Here is a 22267-nt window from a genome sequence, read left to right as displayed (position 1 = left end):
GCTTCGAGTCAGTGGGTTTCGGTGAGTACGCCCGCGTTCATATGCCAGCGGCGGGTCGCGCGGACCGTGTCGAGCATGCGGCGGTCGTGGGTGACGAGCACGAGTGTGCCGGTGAAGGATTCGACGGCCTGCTCCAGTTGTTCGATGGCGGGGAGGTCCAAGTGATTGGTCGGCTCGTCCAGCACGAGCAGGTTCACGCCGCGGGCTTGGAGCAGGGCCAGGGCGGCGCGGGTGCGTTCGCCGGGGGAGAGCGTGTCGCACGGCCGCAGTACGTGCGTGCCGCGCAGGCCGAATTTCGCCAGTAGGGTGCGTACTTCCGCCTCCGGCCACTGCGGCAGTTCCGCGCCGAAAGTGGCGGCGAGAGCGGCGGTTCCGCGGAACAGCCCGCGCGCTTGATCCACCTCGCCGATCTCGACGCCGGAGCCCAGGCTCGCGGTGCCGGTGTCGGGTCGTAGCTTGCCCAGCAACAGGGCGAGCAGAGTCGACTTCCCTGAGCCGTTCGCGCCGGTGAGCACGATGCGGTCGGCCCAGTCGACCTGGGTGGTGATCGGGCCGAGCGTGAAGTCGCCGCGGGTGATCGTCGCCCCCGACAGCGTCGTCACCACCGAGCCGCTGCGCGGGGCCGCGGCGATGCTCATGCGCAGCTCCCATTCCTTGCGGGGTTCCTCGACCACCTCGAGCCGTTCGATGCGGCGCTGGGTCTGCCTGGCTTTGGCGGCCTGCTTCTCGGTGGCCTCGGCCCGCATCTTGCGGCCCGCCTTGTCGGAGTCCATCTTCCTGGGATCCCGCGCCTTGCGGCGGGCGGTGCGGACGCCGTGCTCGAGCCAGTTGCGCTGCATCTGCGCGCGGGCCTCCAGGCTCGTTCTGGTGTCGGCGTACTCCTCGTACGCCTCGCGCGCGTGCTGCCGGGCGATCTCGCGCTCCATCAGGTAGGACTCGTAGCCGCCGTCGTACAACCCGACCTGCTGCTGCGCGAGATCCAGCTCCACGACGCGATTCACCGTGCGCGCCAGGAATTCCCGGTCATGGCTGATCACCATCAGCGGGACTCGCACCCCCGCGACGAACTGTTCGAGCCGGGCCAGGCCGTCCAAATCCAAGTCGTTGGTCGGCTCGTCCAGCAGCAGGATGTCGAAGCGGGACAACAGCACCGAAGCCAATCCGGCGCGCGCGGCCTGACCGCCCGACAAGCCGGTCATCGGAGTGTCCAGGCCGTTCGGCAGGCTGTCGGCGAGGCCGAGGTCCGCGGCGACCTCGTGCGCCCGCTGGTCCAGATCGGCTCCGCCGAGGGCGAGCCAGCGTTCCAGCGCGGGGGAATACTCGTCCGGCCCGCCTTCGGCCAGACGCTCGGCCGCGGCGTCCATCGCCGCCTGCGCCTCGGTCACTCCGGTTCGCCGGCCGAGGAATGCCAAGACGGTCTCGCCTTCGACCCGCTGTGTCTCCTGCGCCAGATAACCGACCGTCGCGTCCGGGGGGCTGAGCGTGATGCTGCCCGTCGGCGCCTTCCGTTCGGCGAGCAGGCGCAGCAGCGTCGACTTGCCCGCGCCGTTCACGCCGACCAGGCCGATCACGTCGCCCGGAGCGAGGGTCAGATCGAGGTCGGCGAACAGTGTGCGCTCGCCGTGACCGGCCGACAGGCCGCGGGCATGCAGAGTGGTGCTCACCAGCACGAGTCTGCCGTGCTCGGGGTCGCACCCTGAGGCCGACCCCGGGAGAAATCAGGGTCGGTATCGGCCGCCGGGCCGATGGCGGAACCCGCGGTGGCGGGCACAGTGGAGGACGTAGCGATCACCGCACGAGAGGGAAGACCAATGACCGCCCCCACCCGCCGTTTCACCCGCTCCACCCACGACAAGTGGATCGCAGGCGTCTGCGGTGGCATCGCCGAGTACCTCGGCTGGAACGCCAACGTCGTCCGGCTGCTGTTCGTGGTGTCGTGCCTGCTGCCGGGTCCGCAGTTCATCATCTACTTGGCGCTGTGGCTGTTGATGCCGAAGAAGTGAAGCCGCGGGGCTGCGTCGAGCCCGCGTGGGTGACAGGATGGAACGATGCCGCGCGAGCGGCATCGCACCACCGGTACGAGTCCTGCTGAGGAGGGGTCATGATCACCTCGAGCGAATTCCCGGGCCTGGATATACCCGGCATCGACGCGTCGTCGTCACTCGACGGCCTGGGTGCGATCGAACTGCACCACCCGACGCAGGACATCGACGGCGACGGCTCGCTCGACACCATCACCACGACGGGTGACGAGGCGATGCAGGTCTGGACCGACTACGACCACGACGGCTTCGCCGACCACGTCACCGTGGTGGAGAAGGACGGCGACTACGCCGCATGGGAATTCCACCGTCACCCCGACGGCACCTCCGAGTGGGTCCGCACCGACCGAGGCCGAATCGGCGGTTGACCGATTCCGCTGGAGCGGAATTCGGGGGGAACCGAGTGTCGGTGTGTTGCGTCGAAGGAAGTACGGCGGCATTCGGCGCGAAGAGATTCGCGTCGGCGCAACGACACTACGAGGACGGAGGGGAGTCGTGGGCGGATCGGAAATGGTCGGAGTCCGCACGGGGGAGCTCGGCGCGCTCGGCAGCGACTATCGCAGATCGGCGGACGCCGTTCGCGACCAAGCGAAGCGGGTTGCCGAGCACCTGTTCGGCAGCGGCGGCGACGCGGGCCGGAACTACGCGCCGCAGGGCATCGCGGTGCAGCAGGGGCTGGAACGGATCGGTGCGTGGTTGCGGGATTGGAGTGACGCCACCACCGCGACCGCGGACGCGCTCGGGGCCGCCGTGGTGGCCTACGCCGAGACCGACCAGCAGCGCGCCTCCGAGACGGACAAGACATGAGACCGCCGAATGACATGCGCTCGCACCGGCGACGCCACACATTCGAGGGGTCGGGATCATGACGGTTTCGTGGCAGGGCAAAGCGATCGACACCCTCTTGGACGAGGGCAGCGTGGGATTGCAGTACTGGATTCAGTTCATGCCGCTGTACGAGGCGGCGTTCGGCGGAAATGGCGGGCGCGGTGACGTCGGCAAGCTGCTGGCGATGTACGACGAGCAGCGCGGCACGCGGTTGGAGAAGCTGGAGCAGGCGGGGGAGACCCTGAAAGTCGCACTCGCCGAGGTGGATCGGCAATGGGACGCGCAGCGGGGCTACACCCGTCGGCTGCCCGAGTTGTGGCAGGGCACGGCGGCGGCCGCCGCGCTCGACATGCTCGGCAAGCAGTCGGTCCTGGCCGACGAGGACCGGCAGCACGCGAGGGCCGCCATGACCGTGATCGCCGATATGGCCGGCTCGTTGCGGTCGGCGGTGGCCGCGAAGGCGTTCGCCACCCGCGAGTTGCTCGAGGGTCCGGTGGGCGGCAGCAAGTCGATCAGCATCGACGGCAAGACTCCGGCCGATGTGAAGGTCATCGTCGACGTGTACAACGCGCGGGAATGGATCGACGCGGAGCAGGTCCGCGCACTCGGGCGCATATTCCCCGCGCTCGCCGTGCCGGAGGACAAGATCAACAAAAGCGTGCTCGGCTTCATCAACTCCGACAGCGAGAATCTGCTCACCGGCGCGTACGGCGATCGGGTGCGCAGCGTCACCGACGAGTGGCTGACCAAGACGTTCAAGCCGGACTTCGACCGCAAGCTGGCGTCCTACACCGATGTCTGCGCCGAGGTCGATCGACTGTTCAAAGACCAGTACAAGAACCTCACCGACGCGTTGGCGCAGGTGTCCGAGCAGGCCTACCCGCGCCCGGAAGGCCCGTCGCAACCACAGCAGGCAACACCGGTGGACCAGAACAAGCCGCAGGTGACGAACGCACCAGGTCCCCCGGGCACGCCCGCCGCCACCGTCCCGGCGAGCACCACACCGAGCACCGTCCCCGCGTCCACGACACCGGACACGCCGACCACGCCGAGTACTCCGAGTACGCCCAGCGCTCCGACCACCGCCGCGCCGAAGATGCCCGGCCTGGACGGACTCGCCGCGCTCAGCCAGGTGGCGAGGGAATTCGCCCCGCTCGCAACGGGTCTCGGTCAAGCCGTGGAGCAGGGCGTGTCCGCGCTGAGCGGGATCATCAAGAGCGGCGTCGACGACGCCATCGAAAAGCTCGTGCAGGGCATCGAGACGCAGCAAGCCGAAGCCGACGACCGGAACGGCGAGGGGCCGAGCGAAACGCCACGGTCCCAGGCGGAATTCGATATCGGCGGCAAGCACGTGAAGTTCGAGATGGGGCCGGACGGCCGGTTGACACTCATTCTCTCCGATGCCACGGGCGTGGAACAGGAGTTCACCGTCGAGCTGAACGAGCACGGCTTACCGGTCATCTCGGCGATCGAGCCGCAAGCCGATAACGCACAGCCCCCGGCGCTCGAGGCAGCTCCCCCGCAGTCGCCGAACGAGAAGCCTCCGGCGCCGGAGCCCAAGGAGGAAAACGAAACGCCTACGCCCGGTCCGCCGCCCGAGGACGGTACCTCCGGGCTGCCGAGCGGAACCCTGCCGGGCACCCGGCGCGAAGAGGACGGCGAGCACTATCCGAAACCGATACCGGAGCAGGGAGAGCCGGAGCCGGACGTTCCGCTGGACAGCGGCGCGGAACTCGCCGAAGCCGGGCCGCTGGACCCGGGGTTCGCGGAGGCGGGTCCACTGTGACACCGGCCGGGACGAGGTCACACACCGGATGAGCGAGGAGGCGCAGCATGGTCGACTTCGCCGAGGAAGCGAGGCAACTCGCCGCCGAGAATCAGCGCCGCATGTCGCTGTTGCTCGACGAGATCCAGGCGATCAACGAGCAGACCGCGGCGACCGGTCGGGAATTCACCGACCGGCTGACCGCCGACATGGACGAGTTCTGGTCGACGCACGCCGCCGACCCGGACCAGGCCTCCGCCGAGGCGCACGAGCACCAGCGGCGGCAGGACGAACTCCGAGAGCAGCGCGCGGCCATCGCGCGGTCGATGGCCGCGCGCCGGGCCAATCAAACGGTGCGGCCGGTGGACGAGGAGGACGAGGAGGCCAAGTTCTACCAGCGCAAGAGCTGGCTGATCTGACCGGCGCTCCCCGGCTCGGCCGGTCGGCTACCTCCGCAGCAGCGCGGCGAGCTGGCCGACCTTCAGCTTCGGCGGCTCCGTCTCCTGCGGCGCCGTAGGGTCGACGACGGCGGTGTGCGGGATGACCTCTTCGGGATCGGCGAAGGCGCGATAGTTCTTGTCCTCCGCCAGCGTGGCGAGCAGGTAGCCCGCCAGCAGGGCGCGGGTGGTGCGGGCGGTCTTCGATTCGTGCTTGCCCGCCCCCACCGCGGCGAGGACGCGCCTGCCCTCGATGATGCCGTTGTGTGAGGCCTTGTCGATCGCGCGCAGGATCGCGGGGCCGCCCCACGCGGTGGCCAGCGGGATGGCGTTGGAGCTGACCGACGTGATGTCGGTCGCTCCGGCCAGGATCAACGCGGGAACATCCAGCTCGGGCGCCACGGCTTCGGCAGCGGGCGCGGTCGGCGCGGGGAACAGCGCCGCGACGGTGGCCACGTCGCGGCGACCGGCGGCGATGACCGCGGCGCCCGCGCCCATGCCGTGCCCGGCCAGGGCCAGCCGCTCCGGATGCACGCTGATCTCGCCGTCGCCGAGCCGCACGCCGGTGCAGATGTCGAGCGTGGTGAGCAAATCGGCGGCCAGCCCCAGATGTGACGGAATCGGTCCGCGCTCGGTGTCGGGCGCGGCGGCGACGATGCCCCACGAAGCGAGGTGTTCCAGCAGCGTGCGGTAGTGGTTCGCCCCGGTCAACCAGCCATGTCCGAACGCGACGGCAGGTAGGTTCCGCCCCGCCTCTGGCGTGAACACCACCCCCGGCTGACCGGCGATGGCCAGGTTGCCACGCAACACGCGGTGCGGGCCCCGGCTGGTCAGGGTGCTCAATAGCGATTTCACAGACGCCGACACGACGTGAACGTTATCCGATAAGTAGTGTGGTGAGCCATGTGCGGAATCGTGGGGTACGTCGGGTACCGAGACGCGCTCGGCGTCGTCGTTGACGCGTTGCGCCGCATGGAATATCGCGGATACGACTCCGCGGGTGTGGCGATCCTGGACGGCGCGGGCGCGCTGGCGGTGGAGCGCAAGGCGGGCCGTCTGGCCAACCTGGAGGCCGAACTCGCCGAAACCGGGATCGATCGCTTCGTGGGCACCACGGGCATCGGGCACACCCGCTGGGCAACGCACGGCGCGCCGACCGACCGCAACGCGCACCCGCACCGGGACCACAGCGGCAAGGTCGCCGTGGTGCACAACGGCATCATCGAGAACTTCGCCCCGCTGCGTCGCGAACTGGAGGACGCAGGGGTCGAGCTGAGCAGCGACACCGACACCGAGGTCGCGGTGCACCTGGTGGCCCGCGCGTACGCCGACGGCCCCACCGCCGGTGACTTCGCGGCCAGCGCGCTGTCGGTGCTGCGCCGTCTGGAGGGCGCGTTCACGCTGGTCTTCACGCACGCCGACCATCCGGACACGATCGTGGCGGCGCGCCGCTCCACCCCGCTGGTGGTCGGTGTCGGCAAGGGCGAGATGTTCATCGCCTCGGACGTCACGGCGTTCATCGAGCACACCCGCGAGGCGGTCGAGCTCGGACAGGACCAAGCCGTCGTGATCACCCTGGACAGCTACCGGGTCACCGACTTCGCGGGCGCGGACGCGAGTTCGCGCACCCGCCCGTTCACGATCGACTGGGACCTGGCCGCCGCCGAGAAGGGCGGCCACGACTACTTCATGCTGAAGGAGATCGAGGAGCAGCCCGCCGCGGTCGCCGACACCCTGATGGGGCATTTCAGCACCGACCAGGACGGCGCGGGCCGGATCGTGCTGGACGAGCAGCGCCTCGCCGACCAGGAGCTGCGCGATTTCGACAAGGTGTTCGTCGTGGCGTGCGGCAGCGCCTACCACTCCGGTCTGCTGGCGAAATACGCCATCGAGCACTGGACGCGGCTGCCGGTAGAGGTGGAGCTGGCCAGCGAGTTCCGCTACCGCGATCCGGTGCTGGACCGTTCCACGCTGGTGGTGGCGATCTCGCAGTCCGGCGAGACCGCCGACACGCTGGAGGCGGTGCGGCACGCGAAGGAGCAGAAGGCGCGCGTCCTGGCGATCTGCAACACCAATGGCGCGCAGATTCCCCGCGAATCCGACGCGGTTCTCTACACCAGGGCCGGGCCGGAGATCGGCGTCGCCTCCACCAAGGCGTTCCTGGCCCAGGTGACCGCGAACTACCTGGTCGGGCTGGCCTTGGCGCAGGCGCGCGGCACCAAGTACCCGGACGAGGTCGCCCGCGAGTTCGCCGAGCTGGAGGCGATGCCCGAGCTGGTGGAACGCGTACTGGAGACCGCGCCGCAGGTGCGGGCCATCGCGCGGGAGCTGGCGCAGGTCCCGACCGTGCTGTTCCTCGGACGCCACGTCGGCTACCCGGTGGCGCTGGAGGGCGCGCTCAAGCTCAAAGAGCTGGCGTACATGCACGCCGAGGGGTTCGCGGCGGGTGAACTCAAGCACGGCCCGATCGCGCTGATCGAGGACGGCCTGCCGGTGATCGTGGTGATGCCGTCGCCGAAGGGGCGCGCGGTGCTGCATTCGAAGCTGCTGAGCAACATCAGGGAGATCCAAGCCCGGGGCGCGCGCACCATCGTGATCGCGGAGGAGGGCGACGACACGGTGCGTCCGTTCGCCGACGACCTCATCGAGATCCCGAGCGCGCCGACGCTGTTCCAGCCGCTGCTGTCGACGGTGCCGTTGCAGATCTTCGCCGCCGAGGTGGCGCAGGCGCGCGGCTACGACGTCGACAAACCGCGGAACCTGGCCAAGTCCGTCACCGTGGAATAGTTGAGCGGCCGCGCACTCGGTGAGTGCGCGGCCGCCGCTTCGCCGGGATACCGGCTCGCTATGCCCGGACGGCGGCCAAAGGCTCCTCCGGGACGGTGAGCGTCGTGCGGCGCTCGAGCCGTCCGGACACGATCGCCAGCAGCAGCGCGACCAGCACCAATCCGACGCCGACCCAGTTGGGTGCGGTATAGCCGTAGCCCGCGGCGATCACCACGCCGCCCAGCCAGGCCGACACCGCGTTGCCGAGATTGAACGCGCCGATGTTCACCGCCGACGCCAAGGTGGGCGCACCGGCGGCCTGGTCGAGGACGCGTTTCTGCAGCGGCGGCACCGTCGCGAAGCCGAGCGCGCCGATCAGCACCACCGTGACGGCGGCGGCGATCTTGTCGTGCGCGGTGACGGTGAACAGCGCCAGAACGAGCGCGAGCCCGCCGAGGGTGAGATACAGCATCGGCATCAGGTGGCGGTCGGCGAACTTGCCGCCGATCAGATTGCCCGCGAAGAAGCCGAGACCGAACAGCACGAGCAGCCAGGTGACCGAACTCTCCGCGTAGCCGGTGACCTCGGTCATCATCGGGGCCAGATAGGTGATCGCGGCGAACACCCCGCCGAAGCCGAGCACCGTCATCGCCATCGCCAGCAGCACCTGGGGATTGCGGAACACCGCCAGCTCGCTGCGCAGCCGCGCGTTCGCCGCGGCGGGCTGTTCGGGAACCAGCGCCGCGACGCCGGACAGGCCGATCAACCCGACCAGCGCGACGAACAGGAAGGTCAGCCGCCAGCCGAAGTGCTGGCCGAGCAGCGTCCCCAGCGGCACGCCCACCACGGTGGCGACGGTGAGACCGGTGAACATGATCGCGATCGCCCCGGCGCGCCGGTCGGCGCTGACCAGGGTGCCCGCGACGACCGCTCCGATGCCGAAGAACGCGCCGTGCGCCAGCGAGGCGACGATCCGTCCGGTGAGCATCAGGGCGAAGGTCGGCGCCGTGGCGGACAGGATGTTGCCGAGCACGAGCAGCGCCAGCATGCCCAGCAGCATGCGTTTGCGCGACACCCTGGTGCCGAGACCGGTCATCAGCGGCGCGCCCGCCACGACACCGAGCGCGTAGCCGGTGACCAGCAGGCCCGCTGTGGGAATGGACACCGAGTAGGTGCCCGCGATGTCGGGCAGCAGGCCGACGACGACGAACTCCGTCGTCCCGATCGCGAATGCCCCGAGGGTGAGGGCGAGAAGTGCGAGGGGCATGGGGGAAGCCTCCACATGATGTTGCTTCAAACCATTACAGGCGGCAACAATAATTGCATACGCACTTTAATCGCAAGCGCTGGCTATTGTGATTCCTGGCTATCCTGGAGGCACAACCCCCGACGTCGAAGGATCGCCGATGACCGCGGATGCCGCCCTGACCGGCCTCGCCGATGGTTGGTACGCACTCTCGCTGCTGCACGACCGGATCGAGGCGCATATCGAGCGGGCCCTGCAAACCGGCCATGACCTCAGCGTTCGCGAATACTCCCTGCTGGTCGTCCTGAGCAGGCAGCACGACGGGCCTGGCGGGCACCTGCGGATGAACCAGGTGGCCGAGGCCGTGGTGCTGAGCCAGAGCGCGACCACCCGGCTGGTCTCCCGGCTGGAGGATCGCGGTCTGCTACAGCGCTACCTCTGCCCCGACGACCGTCGCGGCATCTACACCGACGTCACGCCGGCGGGGCTGGACCTGCTCGAACAGGCCCGGCCCACGCACGACGCCGCCCTCGCCGGGGCGCTCGGGCAAGCGGCCGCCGATCCCGACCTCGCTCCGCTCGTGGCCGCGGTCGAGGCATTGAACACCAGTTCGGGTAATGGCGCTCGCCCCCGTGACTACCACCCCGTCTGATCGAGACGGCTCAGCACCGGGGTTCGGAACGAGAGTTCGGAGCTGATGGAAACCGGCGTCTCGCTGTACCCTTCGGCCGCCGCGCGGATGCCTGCCGATTCCGTGATCGGTTGCCGACTTACCGGCGGGTTCGGGCCGCCGTACGCCGAGGGAACTGGTGCGGACGGGACTCGGCTGCTCGCGACGCGCAGCGCAAGTCTTCCGAAGGGGCCGCATCGAGGACCGAGGCTGTCGTGCCGAGGCGCTACCGGGACGCGCAGGCGCGGTTGTGCATGCCGGGATGCTGGAAGTGCTCGAGCAGCTCGGCATCGCGGACGAGCTGGTCGCCGCAATCGGCCGTGATCACTCCACAGTGACCGTGCCGCGCATCTCCGGGTGCAGGGAGCAGAGGTAGCGGTAGGTGCCCGGCGTGGTGAACGTGTAGCTCCACTCGCCCTTGTCGAAGATCGGGCTGTTGATGCCCATGGCCTTGTCACCGATGCCCTGCACGGTGTGCGGAACCTTGTCGTCGAATGTCCAGGTGACCGTGTCGCCGACCTTGATGGTGACCTCGGCGGGCGAGAATTTCATGTCGTGCACCGCGACGGTGGTGGCGGCGGGCTTGCGCTCACCGGTCTGCTGCACGGTGGTGGTCGGCCGGGCCGGTTTCCTGGTCGTGGTGGCGGCCGAACCGGATTCGTCGCCGCCGCAACCGGACAGCAACAGCGTGCAGGCCAGGGCGGCTCCCGTGACGACGCGGACGATCCCGATGCGGCGGACGCTTGGCATGATGGCCAAGCGTAGTAGGCCACACCTAAGGAGGCAGCGGCGATGTCCACGCAGCGGGGCTATTTCACCGTCGACCAGGTGCGCGCGGCGGAAGCCGAGCTGTTCACCCGGGTGCCCGACGGCGTGCCCATGCGCCGGGCGGCGCACGGTTTGGCCACGGTGGTGGCGGGCGAACTCAGGGAGCGCACCGGCGGTGTCGCGGGGCGGGCGGTGACCCTGCTGGTCGGTTCCGGGGACAACGGCGGGGACGCGCTCTGGGCCGGAGCGCAGTTGCGCCGCCGCGGTGTCGCGGTCACCGCGGTGCTGCTGAGCCCGGAGCGGGCGCACGCTCGCGGACTCGCGGCGCTGCGCGCTGCGGGCGGTCGGGTCGCCGACGACGTCGGCCGCCCCGACCTGGTGATCGACGGCATCGTCGGCATCTCCGGTCGCGGCGCCCTTCGGCCGCGCGCCGCGGAAATCGTTGCGGCGCTGCGGGCTCCGATCGTCGCGGCCGACCTGCCCAGCGGCGTCGACCCGGACACCGGCGCGATCGAAGGCCCGGCCGTACGCGCGGACGTCACGGTCGCGTTCGGCGCGTACAAACCCGTGCACGCCCTCGCCGCGCCGCAGTGTGGCCGAATCGAATTGGTGCCCATCGGCTTACGTCTTCCGGAAGCGGGTCTCACCGCGCTGGAGCCCGCGGCGATCGGCGCGGCGTGGCCGGTGCCCGGCCCGTTCGACGACAAGTACACCCAGGGCGTCACGGGCATATGCGCGGGGAGCGCGACGTATCCCGGCGCCGCGGTGCTGTGCGCGGGCGCGGCTGTGGCCGCGACATCGGGCATGGTGCGGTATGCCGGAACCGCTGCCGCCGAGGTTCTGCACCACTTTCCCGAAGTGATCGCCACCCGAGAGGTCGCCGCCACCGGCCGCGTCCAGTCCTGGGTCTTCGGACCCGGCGCGGGCACCGACTCCGCCGCCGGGGAACGCCTGCGCCGGATCCTGTCCACCGACCTCCCGGTGGTGATCGACGCCGACGGACTGACCTTGCTGGCCGCGGAGCCGGACCTGGTGCGCGGTCGCGCGGCCCCCACCGTCCTGACTCCGCACGCGGGCGAGTTCGCCCGCCTGGCCGGCCACGAGGTCGGCCGGGACCGGGTGGCCGCGGTCCGCGACCTCGCCGCTTCCTGGCAGGTCACCGTGCTGCTCAAGGGCCGCGCCACGCTCGTCGCCGCCCCCGGCCGCCCCGTGCTGGTCAACGAGGCGGGCGGCTCGTGGGCCGCGACCGCGGGCGCGGGCGACGTGCTCTCCGGCATCATCGGGACGCTGCTCGCGGCGGGGCGGGAGCCCGCGTGGTCGGCCGCGGCCGCCGCGCGCGTGCACGCACTGGCCGCCAACCTCGCCGCCCACGACGGCGCACCCGCGGGTACGCCGATCTCGGCGAGTGTCCTGGCCGCGCACGTCCGCCCCGCGATCGGCGTCCTCCGTGGCCTCGCCCACTCCTTCTGACTCGGGCACACGCTCGGGCGACTCGTTTCGCCACGGCGGGACGGCGAGTTCGAGTCCGCGAACCCGCGAACGCAATGTCGGCCGTTGGCGGATGTGTTTGGCGCGCCGGTCTCCTGGATCTCGGCGACCGGGGCGGCCACGTCCCAGTAGGCCATAGTTCGGCGATGCGTCTGCGAGGCGGTTCTCTCGTTCCTCGATCGCCGGGTGCGTCACGGGCTCGCGTACCCGGGCGATCAGCCACATGTCTTCGAGGCGCCGCATTGCCGACCCGGGCGACGCTGGTGGTGCAGTACACCTGATCGGTCAGGCGCCGCCTTCTTCTGCGTGCCGAGCGACCGCTATGTCTCCGGGCCGACGGCTTCCAGCGGGTGAGGAGGCAGGCGCTGTGTGCCGGACGCCATGGGGTGTCGGCGCGATCGGTGCTGGTCGTGGCGCCCGCCACACGGGGCCGGGCGCCATGAGAACCGAGTGGAACCGGAACCGAGCCCGCCAATAGACTCGACCGGAACCATCGCACCGACTGATTTCGAGAGCACATGGGTAACTCGCCGGGTACGCCCAGAATCCAGGCGGCACCGAACGAATCTCACGCGCCCGACCGGCACGGCCCGAACCCGCGGAGAGGCGGCACAGCGCAAGTGGAAACGGTCATCGACCTGGACGCCATCGCCCACAACATGCGGATCCTGCGGGAACACGCGGGCGACGCCGCGGTGATGGCGGTGGTGAAGGCCGACGGCTACAACCACGGCGCGGTCGAGGTCGGCCGGGCCGCCTTGGCGGCGGGCGCGGCGGAACTGGGCGTCACGACGGTGGGGGAGGCCGTGCAGTTGCGTGCGGCCGGGATCACCGCGCCCATCCTGTGCTGGCTGCACAGCACGGACACCGATTTCGCGGCCGCGGTGGCCGCCGATGTCGAGATCGGGATCTCTTCGGTGGCTCAGCTGCGCGCGGTCGAGGCCGCGGCGCGCGACCTCGGCCGTCCGGCGACGGTCACCGTGAAGGTGGACACCGGCCTCAACCGCAACGGTGTGCCGCCGCTGGCCTACCCCGAAGTCCTGACCACGCTGCGCACTCTGGTCGACGAGGGCCTGGTGCGGTTCCGCGCGATCTTCTCCCACCTCGCGCACGCCGACGAACCCGAGCACCCCAACAACGACGCGCAGCGTGCCCGGTTTCTGGAGGCCATCGCCACGGCCAAGGAACACGGCTTGGAGCCGGAGCTGGTGCACATCGCCAATTCCGCCGCCACCCTGACCCGTCCCGACCTCGCCTTCGACTTGGTGCGGCCCGGTATCGCCATGTACGGCCTTTCCCCGATACCTGGCGACGATTTCGGTCTTCGGCCCGCGATGACGTTCCAAGCCCGTGTGGCCCTGGTCAAACGGGTCGCGGCGGGCGAAGGCGTTTCCTATGGGCACCAGTGGATCGCGCCGCACGACACCACCGTCGCGCTGATCCCCGCCGGTTACGCCGACGGCGTGTTCCGCCCCATGAGCGGCCGATTCGACGTCTGGCTCGGCGGGGCGCCACGCCGGAACGTGGGACGGGTGTGCATGGACCAGTTCGTCGTCGATCTCGGCGACAACGCGGCCGGCGTGCAGGAAGGCGACACCGCGATTCTCTTCGGCGCGCGACCGCACGCCCAGCAGTGGGCCGACCTGCTCGACACCATCCATTACGAAGTGGTGTGCGCGCCGCGCGGCCGGGTCACCCGGCGCTATGTCGGCGGCGACCGATGAGCCGCTTGCGCGTGACCCCGCTGCGCGGCGGGCTGGCCACGGCGGGCGTCGTCGGCGCGCTGGCCGGCGCCCATGCCCTGCGCCGCGCCGGTGCGCGCGTGCTGTGGCCAGCCAGAGGCGACGACTATCGCGACGAGAATTTCGCCCTGATCGATGCCGACCGCCCAGGGACGGTGCTCGCCGACGACGGTGTGCCCCTGGCCACCCGGACCTGCGGACCGGACGACGCGCCGGTGACGGTGATCTTCGTGCACGGCTTCTGCAACAGCATGTCGTCGTTCCACTTTCAGCGACGTGACCTGGAAAAGCGCTATGGCGCACGGCTTCGCATGGTGCTGTTCGACCTGCGTGGGCACGGCCTTTCCGGCGTGCCGAGCGCCGCGAGCTGCACCGTCGCCCAGCTCGGCCGCGATCTCGCCGCCGTGCTGAACGCCACCGCTCCGGAAGGGCCGGTGGTGCTCGTCGGGCATTCGCTGGGCGGGATGGCGATCCTGGCCGCGGCCGCGCGATTCCCGGATCTGTTCGCGAGCAGAGTGATCGGGATCGCACTGCTGTCGACCGCCGCCGCCGGGGTCACCGCGGCCGGTATCGGGCAGTTGTTGCGCAATCCCGCGATCGACGGGTTCCGGCTCGCCGTCTACACCGCGCCCGCGCTGGTGCAGGCCGGCCGCGTCACCGCGCGGCACGTGATCACGCCGTTGCTGCATGTCAGTTCGTTCCACGGGCCGGTGAGCCCGACCCTGTCGCGCTTCACGACGCTGATGATCGACCGGACGCCGGTGGAGACCATCGTGAAGTTCCTCCAGGCCATCGAATTGCACGATGAATCGGCGGCATTGCCCGTGCTGGCGGGCACACCGGTGCTGGTGCTCGGCGGCAGCCACGATCTGGTGATCCCGTTCCGTAATTCGCGTGCGCTGGCCGCCGCCCTGCCCCACAGCGAACTCATCCGGCTGGAAGGCGCGGCGCACATGCCACATCTGCAGTACCCCGACATCGTCAACGCCGCGCTGGACCGCTTGCTGGTGCGCGCGGGCGCGATCGACCCGGCTCAGGGAGAGACCTCAGAGGTGGCCCGTGGCTGATCCGGGGTATCGCGTGCTGCCTACCGTCGCGGACACCGAGGCGCTCGGCCGGGAACTGGCCACGGATCTGCGCGCGGGAGATCTCGTGGTGCTGGACGGTCCGCTCGGTGCGGGAAAGACCGCGCTCACCCGCGGCATCGCCGATGGACTCGGCGTGCAGGGGCGGGTCAGCTCGCCGACGTTCATCATCGCCCGCCAGCACCGCGCGGGGCAGCGCGCGGACGGCCCGCCGGTGCCCATGGTGCACGTGGACGCCTACCGGCTCGCCGGCGACCTCGACGAGCTGGACGCGCTGGACCTGGACACCGATCTGCATCAGGCGGTGGTCGTGGTGGAGTGGGGTCGCGGCGTGGTGGAGCACCTCGCGGAGCGGCACCTGCGCGTGGTGCTGTCGCGCGCGCCGGACTCGGATGTGCGCACCGCCAGCTGGGAATGGGTGAATTAGCTATCAGGTAGCTCTGCGTGGGCGCCCGCTACCACCCGGTATCGTTGGCCCAATCATGCTTGTACTAGCCGTCGACACCGCGACACCCGCCGTCACCGCGGGACTGGTGGACTTGGAGCAGGGCGCCGGCGCGGCGGATTCCATCCGGGTACGCACCGTCGCCTCCCGGGTGCGGGTCGACCCCCGCGCCCACGCCGAGGTACTCACCCCGCAGATCCTCGAATGCCTCACCACGGCAGGCCGATCCAGGACCGAGATCGACGCGATCGTGGTCGGTGTCGGCCCTGGTCCGTTCACCGGCCTGCGCGTCGGCATGGCCACCGCGGCCGCCTTCGGCGACGCGCTCGGCATCCCGGTGTACGGCGTGTGCAGCCTCGACGCGATCGCCGCCGACGCCGCGGTCGATCCAGCGGTGCGGCCCCCTGTCGAGCTGCCGCCCGATGCCGAGCTGCTCGTGGTGACCGACGCCCGGCGGCGCGAGGTGTATTGGGCGCGGTACCGGGCGGGCGCGCGCGTGGCCGGACCCGAGGTGTGCAAGCCGTCGGACTTGGACGCGGGCGAGGCCACGGCGATCGCCGGATCCGCTTCGCACGTCGACTACTTCGATCTTCCCGTGCTCCCCGCCGAGACGCCGTCGCCCGCCGGGTTGGTCCGCGTCGCCGCCGCCGAGCTGCTGTCCGGCAGCGTGCCGCTGCCGCTGGTCCCGCTGTACTTGCGCAGGCCGGACGCGGTGGAGAACGCCTACCGCAAGCTCGACCGGACGGGGGCGTGAGGCCGGTGGCTTTCCGAATCGCGCCGATGGTGGCCGCCGATATCGCGCGCTGTGTGGAACTGGAGCAGTTGCTGTTCCCGGAAGACGACCCGTGGGCCGCCGTGGCGTTCCAGTCCGAGCTGGCCGGGCAGCACAACCGCTACATCACCGCCCGCGACGACGACGGGCGAATGGTCGGCTACGCGGGCATCGCCCTGCTGGGTGACGCCGACCATCCCGAGGCCGAGGTGCACACCATCGGCGTCGACCCCGGCCGTCACCGCGCGGGCGTCGGCACGCTCCTGCTGGAGGCGCTGCTGGCCGAGGCGGACCGGCGCGGAGGCCCGGTGTTCTTGGAGGTCCGCACCGACAACGCGCCCGCGATCGCGCTGTACGCCAAGCACGGCTTCCACATCATCGGATTGCGCAAGAACTACTACCACCCCAGTGGCGCGGACGCGTACACGATGCGCCGCCCCGCGCTGACCAGCCAGGACCGCTGGCGCACACCGGACGAGGTGCTGTCGTGATCATCATGGGCATCGAAAGCTCCTGCGACGAGACCGGAGTCGGCATCGTCCGCAGGCATCCCGACGGCACCTGCGAACTCCTCGCCGACGAGGTCGCCTCCAGCGTCGACCAGCACGCTCGCTTCGGCGGCGTCGTCCCCGAGATCGCCTCGCGCGCCCATCTCGAGGCGATCGTGCCCGCCATGCGCCGCGCGCTGTCGGCCGCGGGTATCGCGAAACCCGACGCTCTGGCGGTGACCATCGGCCCCGGCCTGGCCGGTGCGCTGCTGGTCGGCGTCGCCGCCGCGAAAGCCTATGCGGCGGCGTGGGATGTGCCCTTCTACGCGCTCAACCATCTCGGCGGGCATGTGGCGGTGGACACTCTGGAGCACGGGCCGATGCCGCCGTGCGTCGCGCTGCTGGTGTCGGGCGGGCACACGCACCTGCTGCACGTCACGGATCTGGCCGAGCCGATCGTCGAGCTGGGCAGCACCGTCGACGACGCGGCGGGCGAGGCGTTCGACAAGGTGGCGCGCCTGCTCGGACTGGGCTTTCCCGGCGGTCCCGCGCTGGACGCCGCCGCGGCGACCGGCGATCCGCGCGCCATCGCCTTCCCCCGCGGCATGACCGGGCCGCGGGACCCGCGCTACGACTTCTCCTTCTCGGGCCTGAAGACGGCAGTGGCCCGTTACGTGGAGGCGGCGCAGCGCGACGGCGTCGCGGCGGAGGATCTGCCCATCCCGGATATCGCGGCGTCTTTCCAGGAGTCGGTCGCGGATGTGCTCACCATGAAGGCGGTGCGCGCGGCAAAGGACGTCGGCGTCGGCACGCTGGTGCTCGGCGGCGGCGCGACGGCCAACTCACGGATCCGCTCGCTGGCCGAGGAACGTTGCGCCGCGGCCGGTTTGACCCTGCGGGTGCCCAAGCCGAGGCTGTGCACGGACAACGGGGTGATGATCGCCGCGCTCGGCGCCCATGTCATCGCGGGCGGGGCGGCTGCTTCGCCGCTGACGGTCGCCACCGATCCGGGTCTGCCGGTGTCGGTCAGCATGGTTCACTGACCGGCTCGGAGGAAGCGAGAGGCGGCGTCGCACGGGTTTCCGGGGCGAAGGGCTGTCGTGCGACCGGATCAGTTCGGTGCGAACAGTCCTGGGTGCGACGCCGACCCGGAATTGTCCCGGAGCGGAAGCGGCAGGCTCGTGCGTGCCGGCGCCTGGGTGGGCGCCGGACTCGTGCCGGGCGCCGTGGCGCTGGGCACAGCGGGCAAACTGTTCGGCGCCGCGTTCGGGTTCCCGAACAGGGGACCGAGCAGTTCGGGGAACGGAATCGGCGGAAGGTTCGGATCCGGGCGCAGCGTGGGCTGCGTGGGCGGGATCGCCGGCGTCGACCACGGCCCGCCGGTCGTGCTCTGCGGTCCGCGTTCCGTGGTCGTGGGGGCGATTCCGGTGCCGTCCGGCGTGGTGACCGCCGTGGTCGTCTGCGGCACGGATGCCGGATTCGGCAGTTGGGAAGCGCTGCTCGTGGTCCCGGCGGGGGAGACCTCGTCATCCGAGGTCGGCGCGAACGTCTTGACGCCGTACCCCACGATCAGCCCGACGACCACGATGGCACCGGCCAGCGTGCCGAACACCTTGGTGACCGTCCCCGCGGGCGCGTCGCCGCCGAGCCCGCTCACCGGGAAGACCGAAGGCTGCATCGAATCGGCGACCAGCGCCGCGCCTTTCGCGGTCACCGCCTCCGGGTCGGGGACGGTGAACACCGGAACGTCGACCGCGGCGGTGAGGGTGTCGAGCACCGCGGGAATGTTGGCGCCGCCGCCGATGACCGCGACCGCCTGTGGTTGCTCGGGCGCACGGGCGAACGACATCGTGACGAACCTGGCCAGGTCGCGCAGCAGGTCGGCGATCAACTCCTCGAAGTCGGCCCTGGTCAGCTTCAGCGGACGACCCGCGACGTGGTCGATGGTGACCGCGGGCGCGATGGACAGGTGCTCCTTCGCCGCGCGGCCCCGGTTGGTGAGCGTGCCGCGGTTCGGGCGGGTGCCGCGCCGGGCGAAGTGCAGGTCCACCAGATGGTGGTAGATGAGGTCGTCGATCGCCGTGCCGCTGACGGCGGCGGTGCGATCCGAGCGCAGCAGGGAGCCTTCGGCGCGGTCGGCGACGGTGACGCTGAGCCCGCTGGCGCCGAGGTCGACGATGGCGACCGTGTCGTAGCGGTCGAGCAGGCCGGTGTGCCGCAGGTAGGTCAGCGCGGCGGTGCCCTCCTGGACCAGCCGCAGGTCACGCTGCTTGCCGGTGGCCGAGCGGATGATCTGGGCCTGCTCCTTGGTGCGGTAGGCGACCGCGACGCTGGTGGGCGGGTGCCCGGTCATCGGCTCGAAGTGGCGTGGCGCGCCGGCGAAACGACCGCCGGCCGGACGGATGATCTCGCGCGGCGGCTGCGTGGTCGGCAGCTGGGTGGTCATCAGCTCGATCGAGGACGCCACCAGGTCACCGAGATCGGAGTGGGCGGCGTCGGCGGAGACGACGCGGTAGTCGAAGCTCTGCGTGCCGTTCGGCGCGGTGGAGACCAACGCCGAGCACACGACCTCTGCCCCGGCCGAGATGCCGAGGGATGTTCGCATGTTCACCTCCCTTCGAGCGGATGGTCATGGTGTCGCCGACCATCTCGAATGGACTGCCGGACCGCCGTATGGATGACGCGCGACCCGGACCGGGAAACGAACCGGCCCCTCGTCCGGGTGGGTCGCGGGGACCGGCCATGGATCACGTGTGTCTTGCTCTCTGGTGAAGCTGGTGGTGCAACGATCGTGCTGCGGCGCTGCGAGTTCGGCGACGCTGTGGCACTCGTGTGCCGCCTGGCCGCCGCCCGAGGAGCGACGAACCGGCGGCCGGACCGCAGCCGTCGTCAATAGTGTCACAATCCGTTATCCGAACGTTACTGTTTTCCCGAACTTATCGCCAAGCCCGTGGTGTCGTCGGCGCGCCGCGCAAAGTTGGCACCGCCCAGCCTTGAGCGCTGGCACTCTCATGTATAGAGTGCTAGTCGGCACTGTGTGTAGTGCTTGTGCCAGCAGCTTGACCACTGGGCAGGGGTCCCGGCACCCGCGACGACGGGGCTATGCGCAGGGTCAGCATCGTGACCAACCGACGAGTTCGGAGCGACAGTTCCGGACGACCGAATCCCCTGAAAGTGGAGGGCTCAACGTGGCGAGCGTGAACATCAAGCCGCTCGAGGACAAGATCCTCGTCCAGGCCAACGAGGCCGAGACGACGACGGCCTCCGGCCTGGTCATCCCCGACACGGCGAAGGAGAAGCCGCAAGAGGGCACCGTTGTCGCCGTCGGTCCCGGCCGGTGGGACGACGAGGGCGAGAAGCGCATCCCGCTGGATGTCCAGGAGGGTGACACCGTCATCTACAGCAAGTACGGCGGCACCGAGATCAAGTACCAGGGCGAGGAGTACCTCATCCTGTCGGCGCGCGACGTGCTGGCCGTCGTCACCAAGTAGCCGATCAGGCACGCATGCGTTCCGCCCCGGTGTCTTTCGCGACCCGGGGCGGAGTGCGTTCGGCGCCGACACCCCGGCACTGAAACACGCGGTGCGAGCGACGGGCCCGGAGGCGGTCCGGAGCGCCGCAATCCACTACAGGAGCGAATTCCCATGGCAAAGCAGATCGAGTTCGACGAGAAGGCTCGCCGGGCTCTGGAACGCGGCGTCGACAAGCTCGCCGACGCCGTGAAGGTCACCCTGGGCCCGCGCGGACGGCACGTCGTACTCGCGAAGTCCTTCGGCGGCCCGACCGTCACCAACGACGGCGTCACCATCGCGCGCGACATCGAGCTGGAGGACCCGTTCGAGAACCTCGGCGCGCAGCTGGTCAAGAGCGTCGCCACCAAGACCAACGACGTCGCAGGCGACGGCACCACCACCGCCACCGTGCTGGCCCAGGCGCTGGTCCGCGCCGGGCTGAAGAACGTTGCCGCCGGGGCGAACCCGATCGCGGTCGGCTCCGGCATCGCCAAGGCCGCCGACGCGGTCTCCGAGGCGCTGCTCGCGCTGGCCACGCCGGTCTCCGGCGAACAGGCCATCGCGCAGGTCGCGACCGTGTCCTCGCGGGACGAGGAGATCGGCGAGATGGTCGGCAAGGCGCTGACCACCGTCGGCAAGGACGGCGTCGTCACCGTCGAGGAGTCGTCGACGCTGCAGACCGAACTCGTCGTCACCGAGGGCGTGCAGTTCGACAAGGGCTACCTGTCGCCCTACTTCGTCACCGACCCCGACAGCCAGCAGGCCGTCCTCGAGGACGTGTTCGTCCTGCTGCACCGCGAGAAGATCAGCTCGCTGCCGGACTTCCTGCCGCTGCTGGAGAAGATCGCCGAGAGCGGCAAGCCCGTGCTGATCATCGCCGAGGACGTCGAGGGCGAGGCGCTGTCGACCCTGGTGGTCAACGCCATCCGCAAGACGATCAAGGCCGTCGCGGTCAAGGCGCCGTTCTTCGGTGACCGTCGCAAGGCGTTCCTCGACGACCTGGCCGTGGTCACCGGTGGCACCGTGGTGAACCCCGATCTGGGCATCACCCTGCGCGAGGCCGGCTTGGACGTGCTCGGCAAGGCGCGTCGCGTCGTGGTCACCAAGGACGACACCACGATCATCGACGGTGCCGGTTCCGGCGCGGACGTCGAGGCGCGGGTCGCGCAGCTGCGTCGCGAGATCGAGGCCACCGATTCCGACTGGGATCGCGAGAAGCTGGAGGAGCGGCTGGCCAAGCTGGCCGGCGGCGTCGCGGTGATCAAGGTCGGCGCGGCCACCGAGACCGCGCTCAAGGAGCGCAAGTACCGCGTCGAGGACGCGGTGAGCGCCGCCAAGGCCGCCGTGGAAGAGGGCATCGTGCCCGGTGGCGGCACCGCGCTGGTGCAGGCGAGCGGCAAGCTGGCCGAGCTGCGCGATTCGCTGTCCGGTGACGAGGCCGTCGGCGTCGAGGTGGTCCGCACCGCGCTGCAGGCGCCGCTGTACTGGATCGCCACCAACGCGGGCCTGGACGGCGCCGTGGTGGTCAGCAAGGTGGCCGAGGGCAAGGAGGGCTTCAACGCCGCCACGCTCAGCTACGGCGACCTGCTCACCGACGGCGTCGTCGACCCGGTGAAGGTCACCCGTTCGGCCGTCGTGAACGCGGCGTCGGTCGCGCGCATGGTGCTCACCACCGAGAGCGCCGTGGTCGACAAGCCCGCCGAGGAGCAGAACGACCACGGTCACCACGGTCACGCGCACTGACCCTTTCTCGGGACAACGCACGAGCACGGCCCCCGAGCCACGCGGTTCGGGGGCCGTGCCACATCCGGCCGCGCGACGACGCGCCTAGCGGGGAAACCGAGGATGTTCCGAAGCTCGACGCGCTGTCTGCCGCGGGGCCGGAAACGAGGCCGTAGGAGGATTCCGACCGCTGGGGGTAGGTACGCGCGGAGCGGGAAGAGCCTGACCCGATGCCGGATTCAGCTGGCGACCGGCGGCTGCTCAGCGGCGATGGCCGCGAGTAGGCGAGCACGCAGCGACGGCGGGGGAGTCACCGCCGTGGCTGTGGCGAGAACGGCGAGCGCTTCTTTCGTGTCTCTGACTTCCTGGATGAACTCCGCGCGTAGCACGGGGTCTTCGCTGTCGAGCAGTTCCTGAATTTCCTGATGGTCTTCGTCGTCGATCGATCCGAGCGCGACGGTGTGCGCGAGATCGATCCGGCGTTCGTTCAT

General features: G+C 70.3%; 22 protein-coding genes. 16 read left to right on the top strand and 6 right to left on the bottom strand.

The window, feature by feature from the left end; translation table 11 throughout:
* Positions 1–8: 8 nt before the first annotated feature.
* Positions 9–1664 carry an ABC-F family ATP-binding cassette domain-containing protein gene (locus ACH49X_RS23260; RefSeq protein ID WP_357208726.1) on the bottom strand — a complete coding sequence of 552 codons (1656 nt, stop codon included), beginning with the start codon at positions 1662–1664 and terminating at the stop codon, positions 9–11.
* Between the two features lie 147 nt (positions 1665–1811).
* Here ACH49X_RS23260 and ACH49X_RS23255 point away from each other — a divergent pair, with 147 nt between their 5' ends.
* The 5 genes from ACH49X_RS23255 (at position 1812) to ACH49X_RS23235 (ending at position 5054) form a co-directional block, all read left to right on the top strand.
* Entirely contained in the window at positions 1812–2003 is a 192-nt protein-coding gene (locus ACH49X_RS23255) for a PspC domain-containing protein (protein WP_195080440.1), read from the top strand.
* A gap of 98 nt (positions 2004–2101) precedes the next feature.
* Entirely contained in the window at positions 2102–2410 is a 309-nt protein-coding gene (locus ACH49X_RS23250; protein ID WP_067803763.1) for a DUF6802 family protein, read from the top strand.
* A gap of 127 nt (positions 2411–2537) precedes the next feature.
* Positions 2538–2849, top strand: coding sequence for a hypothetical protein (locus ACH49X_RS23245; protein ID WP_357106534.1), 312 nt, complete (start codon positions 2538–2540; stop codon positions 2847–2849).
* A gap of 58 nt (positions 2850–2907) precedes the next feature.
* Positions 2908–4656 carry a hypothetical protein gene (locus tag ACH49X_RS23240; protein ID WP_357208727.1) on the top strand — a complete coding sequence of 583 codons (1749 nt, stop codon included), beginning with the start codon at positions 2908–2910 and terminating at the stop codon, positions 4654–4656.
* Between the two features lie 47 nt (positions 4657–4703).
* A complete protein-coding gene (locus ACH49X_RS23235; protein WP_195080443.1) occupies positions 4704–5054 on the top strand; it encodes a hypothetical protein in 351 nt (116 codons plus the stop codon).
* Positions 5055–5081: 27 nt separating this feature from the next.
* On the opposite strand, the gene ACH49X_RS23230 is transcribed toward ACH49X_RS23235, so the two are convergent.
* Positions 5082–5939, bottom strand: coding sequence for a hypothetical protein (locus ACH49X_RS23230; protein WP_195080444.1), 858 nt, complete (start codon positions 5937–5939; stop codon positions 5082–5084).
* A gap of 36 nt (positions 5940–5975) precedes the next feature.
* Here ACH49X_RS23230 and glmS point away from each other — a divergent pair, with 36 nt between their 5' ends.
* Positions 5976–7859 carry a glutamine--fructose-6-phosphate transaminase (isomerizing) gene (gene glmS / locus ACH49X_RS23225; protein WP_195080445.1) on the top strand — a complete coding sequence of 628 codons (1884 nt, stop codon included), beginning with the start codon at positions 5976–5978 and terminating at the stop codon, positions 7857–7859.
* Between the two features lie 58 nt (positions 7860–7917).
* Here glmS and ACH49X_RS23220 read toward each other — a convergent pair whose 3' ends face one another.
* Positions 7918–9105 (bottom strand): MFS transporter, encoded by a 1188-nt coding sequence (locus ACH49X_RS23220; protein WP_357208729.1) that lies wholly within the window; start codon positions 9103–9105, stop codon positions 7918–7920.
* A 139-nt stretch (positions 9106–9244) separates the two neighbouring features.
* Here ACH49X_RS23220 and ACH49X_RS23215 point away from each other — a divergent pair, with 139 nt between their 5' ends.
* Entirely contained in the window at positions 9245–9736 is a 492-nt protein-coding gene (locus tag ACH49X_RS23215) for a MarR family winged helix-turn-helix transcriptional regulator (RefSeq protein WP_195080447.1), read from the top strand.
* A 342-nt stretch (positions 9737–10078) separates the two neighbouring features.
* On the opposite strand, the gene ACH49X_RS23210 is transcribed toward ACH49X_RS23215, so the two are convergent.
* On the bottom strand, positions 10079–10504 hold the full coding sequence (locus tag ACH49X_RS23210) for a cupredoxin family copper-binding protein (RefSeq protein WP_357208730.1): 426 nt from the start codon (positions 10502–10504) through the stop codon (positions 10079–10081).
* Positions 10505–10546: 42 nt separating this feature from the next.
* On the opposite strand from ACH49X_RS23210, the gene ACH49X_RS23205 reads away from it, so the two are divergent.
* From ACH49X_RS23205 to tsaD, 7 genes are all read left to right on the top strand, one after another.
* On the top strand, positions 10547–11992 hold the full coding sequence (locus ACH49X_RS23205; protein ID WP_357106521.1) for an NAD(P)H-hydrate dehydratase: 1446 nt from the start codon (positions 10547–10549) through the stop codon (positions 11990–11992).
* Between the two features lie 536 nt (positions 11993–12528).
* Positions 12529–13734, top strand: coding sequence for an alanine racemase (gene alr / locus ACH49X_RS23200; RefSeq protein WP_195080450.1), 1206 nt, complete (start codon positions 12529–12531; stop codon positions 13732–13734).
* The gene (locus tag ACH49X_RS23195; RefSeq protein WP_195080451.1) at positions 13731–14819 is read left to right on the top strand and encodes an alpha/beta fold hydrolase; all 1089 of its coding nucleotides are present in this window, start codon (positions 13731–13733) and stop codon (positions 14817–14819) included. Before alr ends, ACH49X_RS23195 begins: the two co-directional genes overlap by 4 nt.
* Entirely contained in the window at positions 14812–15264 is a 453-nt protein-coding gene (gene tsaE / locus ACH49X_RS23190) for a tRNA (adenosine(37)-N6)-threonylcarbamoyltransferase complex ATPase subunit type 1 TsaE (protein ID WP_195080452.1), read from the top strand. Before ACH49X_RS23195 ends, tsaE begins: the two co-directional genes overlap by 8 nt.
* Positions 15265–15319: 55 nt before the next feature.
* Positions 15320–16036, top strand: coding sequence for a tRNA (adenosine(37)-N6)-threonylcarbamoyltransferase complex dimerization subunit type 1 TsaB (tsaB, locus tag ACH49X_RS23185; RefSeq protein WP_195080453.1), 717 nt, complete (start codon positions 15320–15322; stop codon positions 16034–16036).
* Positions 16037–16041: 5 nt separating this feature from the next.
* On the top strand, positions 16042–16545 hold the full coding sequence (rimI, locus tag ACH49X_RS23180) for a ribosomal protein S18-alanine N-acetyltransferase (protein WP_323124653.1): 504 nt from the start codon (positions 16042–16044) through the stop codon (positions 16543–16545).
* Positions 16542–17585 (top strand): tRNA (adenosine(37)-N6)-threonylcarbamoyltransferase complex transferase subunit TsaD, encoded by a 1044-nt coding sequence (tsaD, locus tag ACH49X_RS23175; RefSeq protein WP_195080454.1) that lies wholly within the window; start codon positions 16542–16544, stop codon positions 17583–17585. The genes rimI and tsaD overlap by 4 nt, the downstream gene beginning before the upstream one ends.
* A gap of 68 nt (positions 17586–17653) precedes the next feature.
* Here tsaD and ACH49X_RS23170 read toward each other — a convergent pair whose 3' ends face one another.
* Positions 17654–19147, bottom strand: a complete 1494-nt coding sequence (locus tag ACH49X_RS23170; protein WP_357208731.1) for an Hsp70 family protein — start codon at positions 19145–19147, stop codon at positions 17654–17656.
* A 583-nt stretch (positions 19148–19730) separates the two neighbouring features.
* Here ACH49X_RS23170 and groES point away from each other — a divergent pair.
* Positions 19731–20033 (top strand): co-chaperone GroES, encoded by a 303-nt coding sequence (gene groES / locus ACH49X_RS23165; protein WP_028479292.1) that lies wholly within the window; start codon positions 19731–19733, stop codon positions 20031–20033.
* Between the two features lie 153 nt (positions 20034–20186).
* Positions 20187–21797: a chaperonin GroEL gene (gene groL / locus ACH49X_RS23160; protein ID WP_195080456.1), complete on the top strand. Its 1611-nt coding sequence runs from the start codon at positions 20187–20189 to the stop codon at positions 21795–21797.
* 218 nt (positions 21798–22015) lie between these two features.
* Here groL and ACH49X_RS23155 read toward each other — a convergent pair whose 3' ends face one another.
* Entirely contained in the window at positions 22016–22267 is a 252-nt protein-coding gene (locus ACH49X_RS23155) for a hypothetical protein (protein WP_357106515.1), read from the bottom strand.

Origin of the sequence: Nocardia sp. NPDC019323, from assembly GCF_044389845.1 — a bacterium.
GTDB lineage: Bacteria > Actinomycetota > Actinomycetes > Mycobacteriales > Mycobacteriaceae > Nocardia > Nocardia implantans.
This window is presented reverse-complemented; position numbering and strand designations above follow the sequence as displayed.

Excerpts from the sequence above, each read along its gene's own strand:
- ACH49X_RS23255 (WP_195080440.1), top strand. The coding sequence starts at position 1,812 with ATGACCGCCCCCACCCGCCGTTTCACCCGCTCCACCCACGACAAGTGG.
- ACH49X_RS23250 (WP_067803763.1), top strand. The coding sequence starts at position 2,102 with ATGATCACCTCGAGCGAATTCCCGGGCCTGGATATACCCGGCATCGAC.
- ACH49X_RS23240 (WP_357208727.1), top strand. The coding sequence starts at position 2,908 with ATGACGGTTTCGTGGCAGGGCAAAGCGATCGACACCCTCTTGGACGAG.
- ACH49X_RS23235 (WP_195080443.1), top strand. The coding sequence starts at position 4,704 with ATGGTCGACTTCGCCGAGGAAGCGAGGCAACTCGCCGCCGAGAATCAG.
- glmS (WP_195080445.1), top strand. The coding sequence starts at position 5,976 with ATGTGCGGAATCGTGGGGTACGTCGGGTACCGAGACGCGCTCGGCGTC.
- ACH49X_RS23220 (WP_357208729.1), bottom strand. The coding sequence starts at position 9,105 with ATGCCCCTCGCACTTCTCGCCCTCACCCTCGGGGCATTCGCGATCGGG.
- ACH49X_RS23215 (WP_195080447.1), top strand. The coding sequence starts at position 9,245 with ATGACCGCGGATGCCGCCCTGACCGGCCTCGCCGATGGTTGGTACGCA.
- ACH49X_RS23210 (WP_357208730.1), bottom strand. The coding sequence starts at position 10,504 with ATGCCAAGCGTCCGCCGCATCGGGATCGTCCGCGTCGTCACGGGAGCC.
- ACH49X_RS23205 (WP_357106521.1), top strand. The coding sequence starts at position 10,547 with ATGTCCACGCAGCGGGGCTATTTCACCGTCGACCAGGTGCGCGCGGCG.
- alr (WP_195080450.1), top strand. The coding sequence starts at position 12,529 with ATGGGTAACTCGCCGGGTACGCCCAGAATCCAGGCGGCACCGAACGAA.
- ACH49X_RS23195 (WP_195080451.1), top strand. The coding sequence starts at position 13,731 with ATGAGCCGCTTGCGCGTGACCCCGCTGCGCGGCGGGCTGGCCACGGCG.
- tsaB (WP_195080453.1), top strand. The coding sequence starts at position 15,320 with ATGCTTGTACTAGCCGTCGACACCGCGACACCCGCCGTCACCGCGGGA.
- ACH49X_RS23170 (WP_357208731.1), bottom strand. The coding sequence starts at position 19,147 with ATGCGAACATCCCTCGGCATCTCGGCCGGGGCAGAGGTCGTGTGCTCG.
- groL (WP_195080456.1), top strand. The coding sequence starts at position 20,187 with ATGGCAAAGCAGATCGAGTTCGACGAGAAGGCTCGCCGGGCTCTGGAA.
- ACH49X_RS23155 (WP_357106515.1), bottom strand. The coding sequence starts at position 22,267 with ATGAACGAACGCCGGATCGATCTCGCGCACACCGTCGCGCTCGGATCG.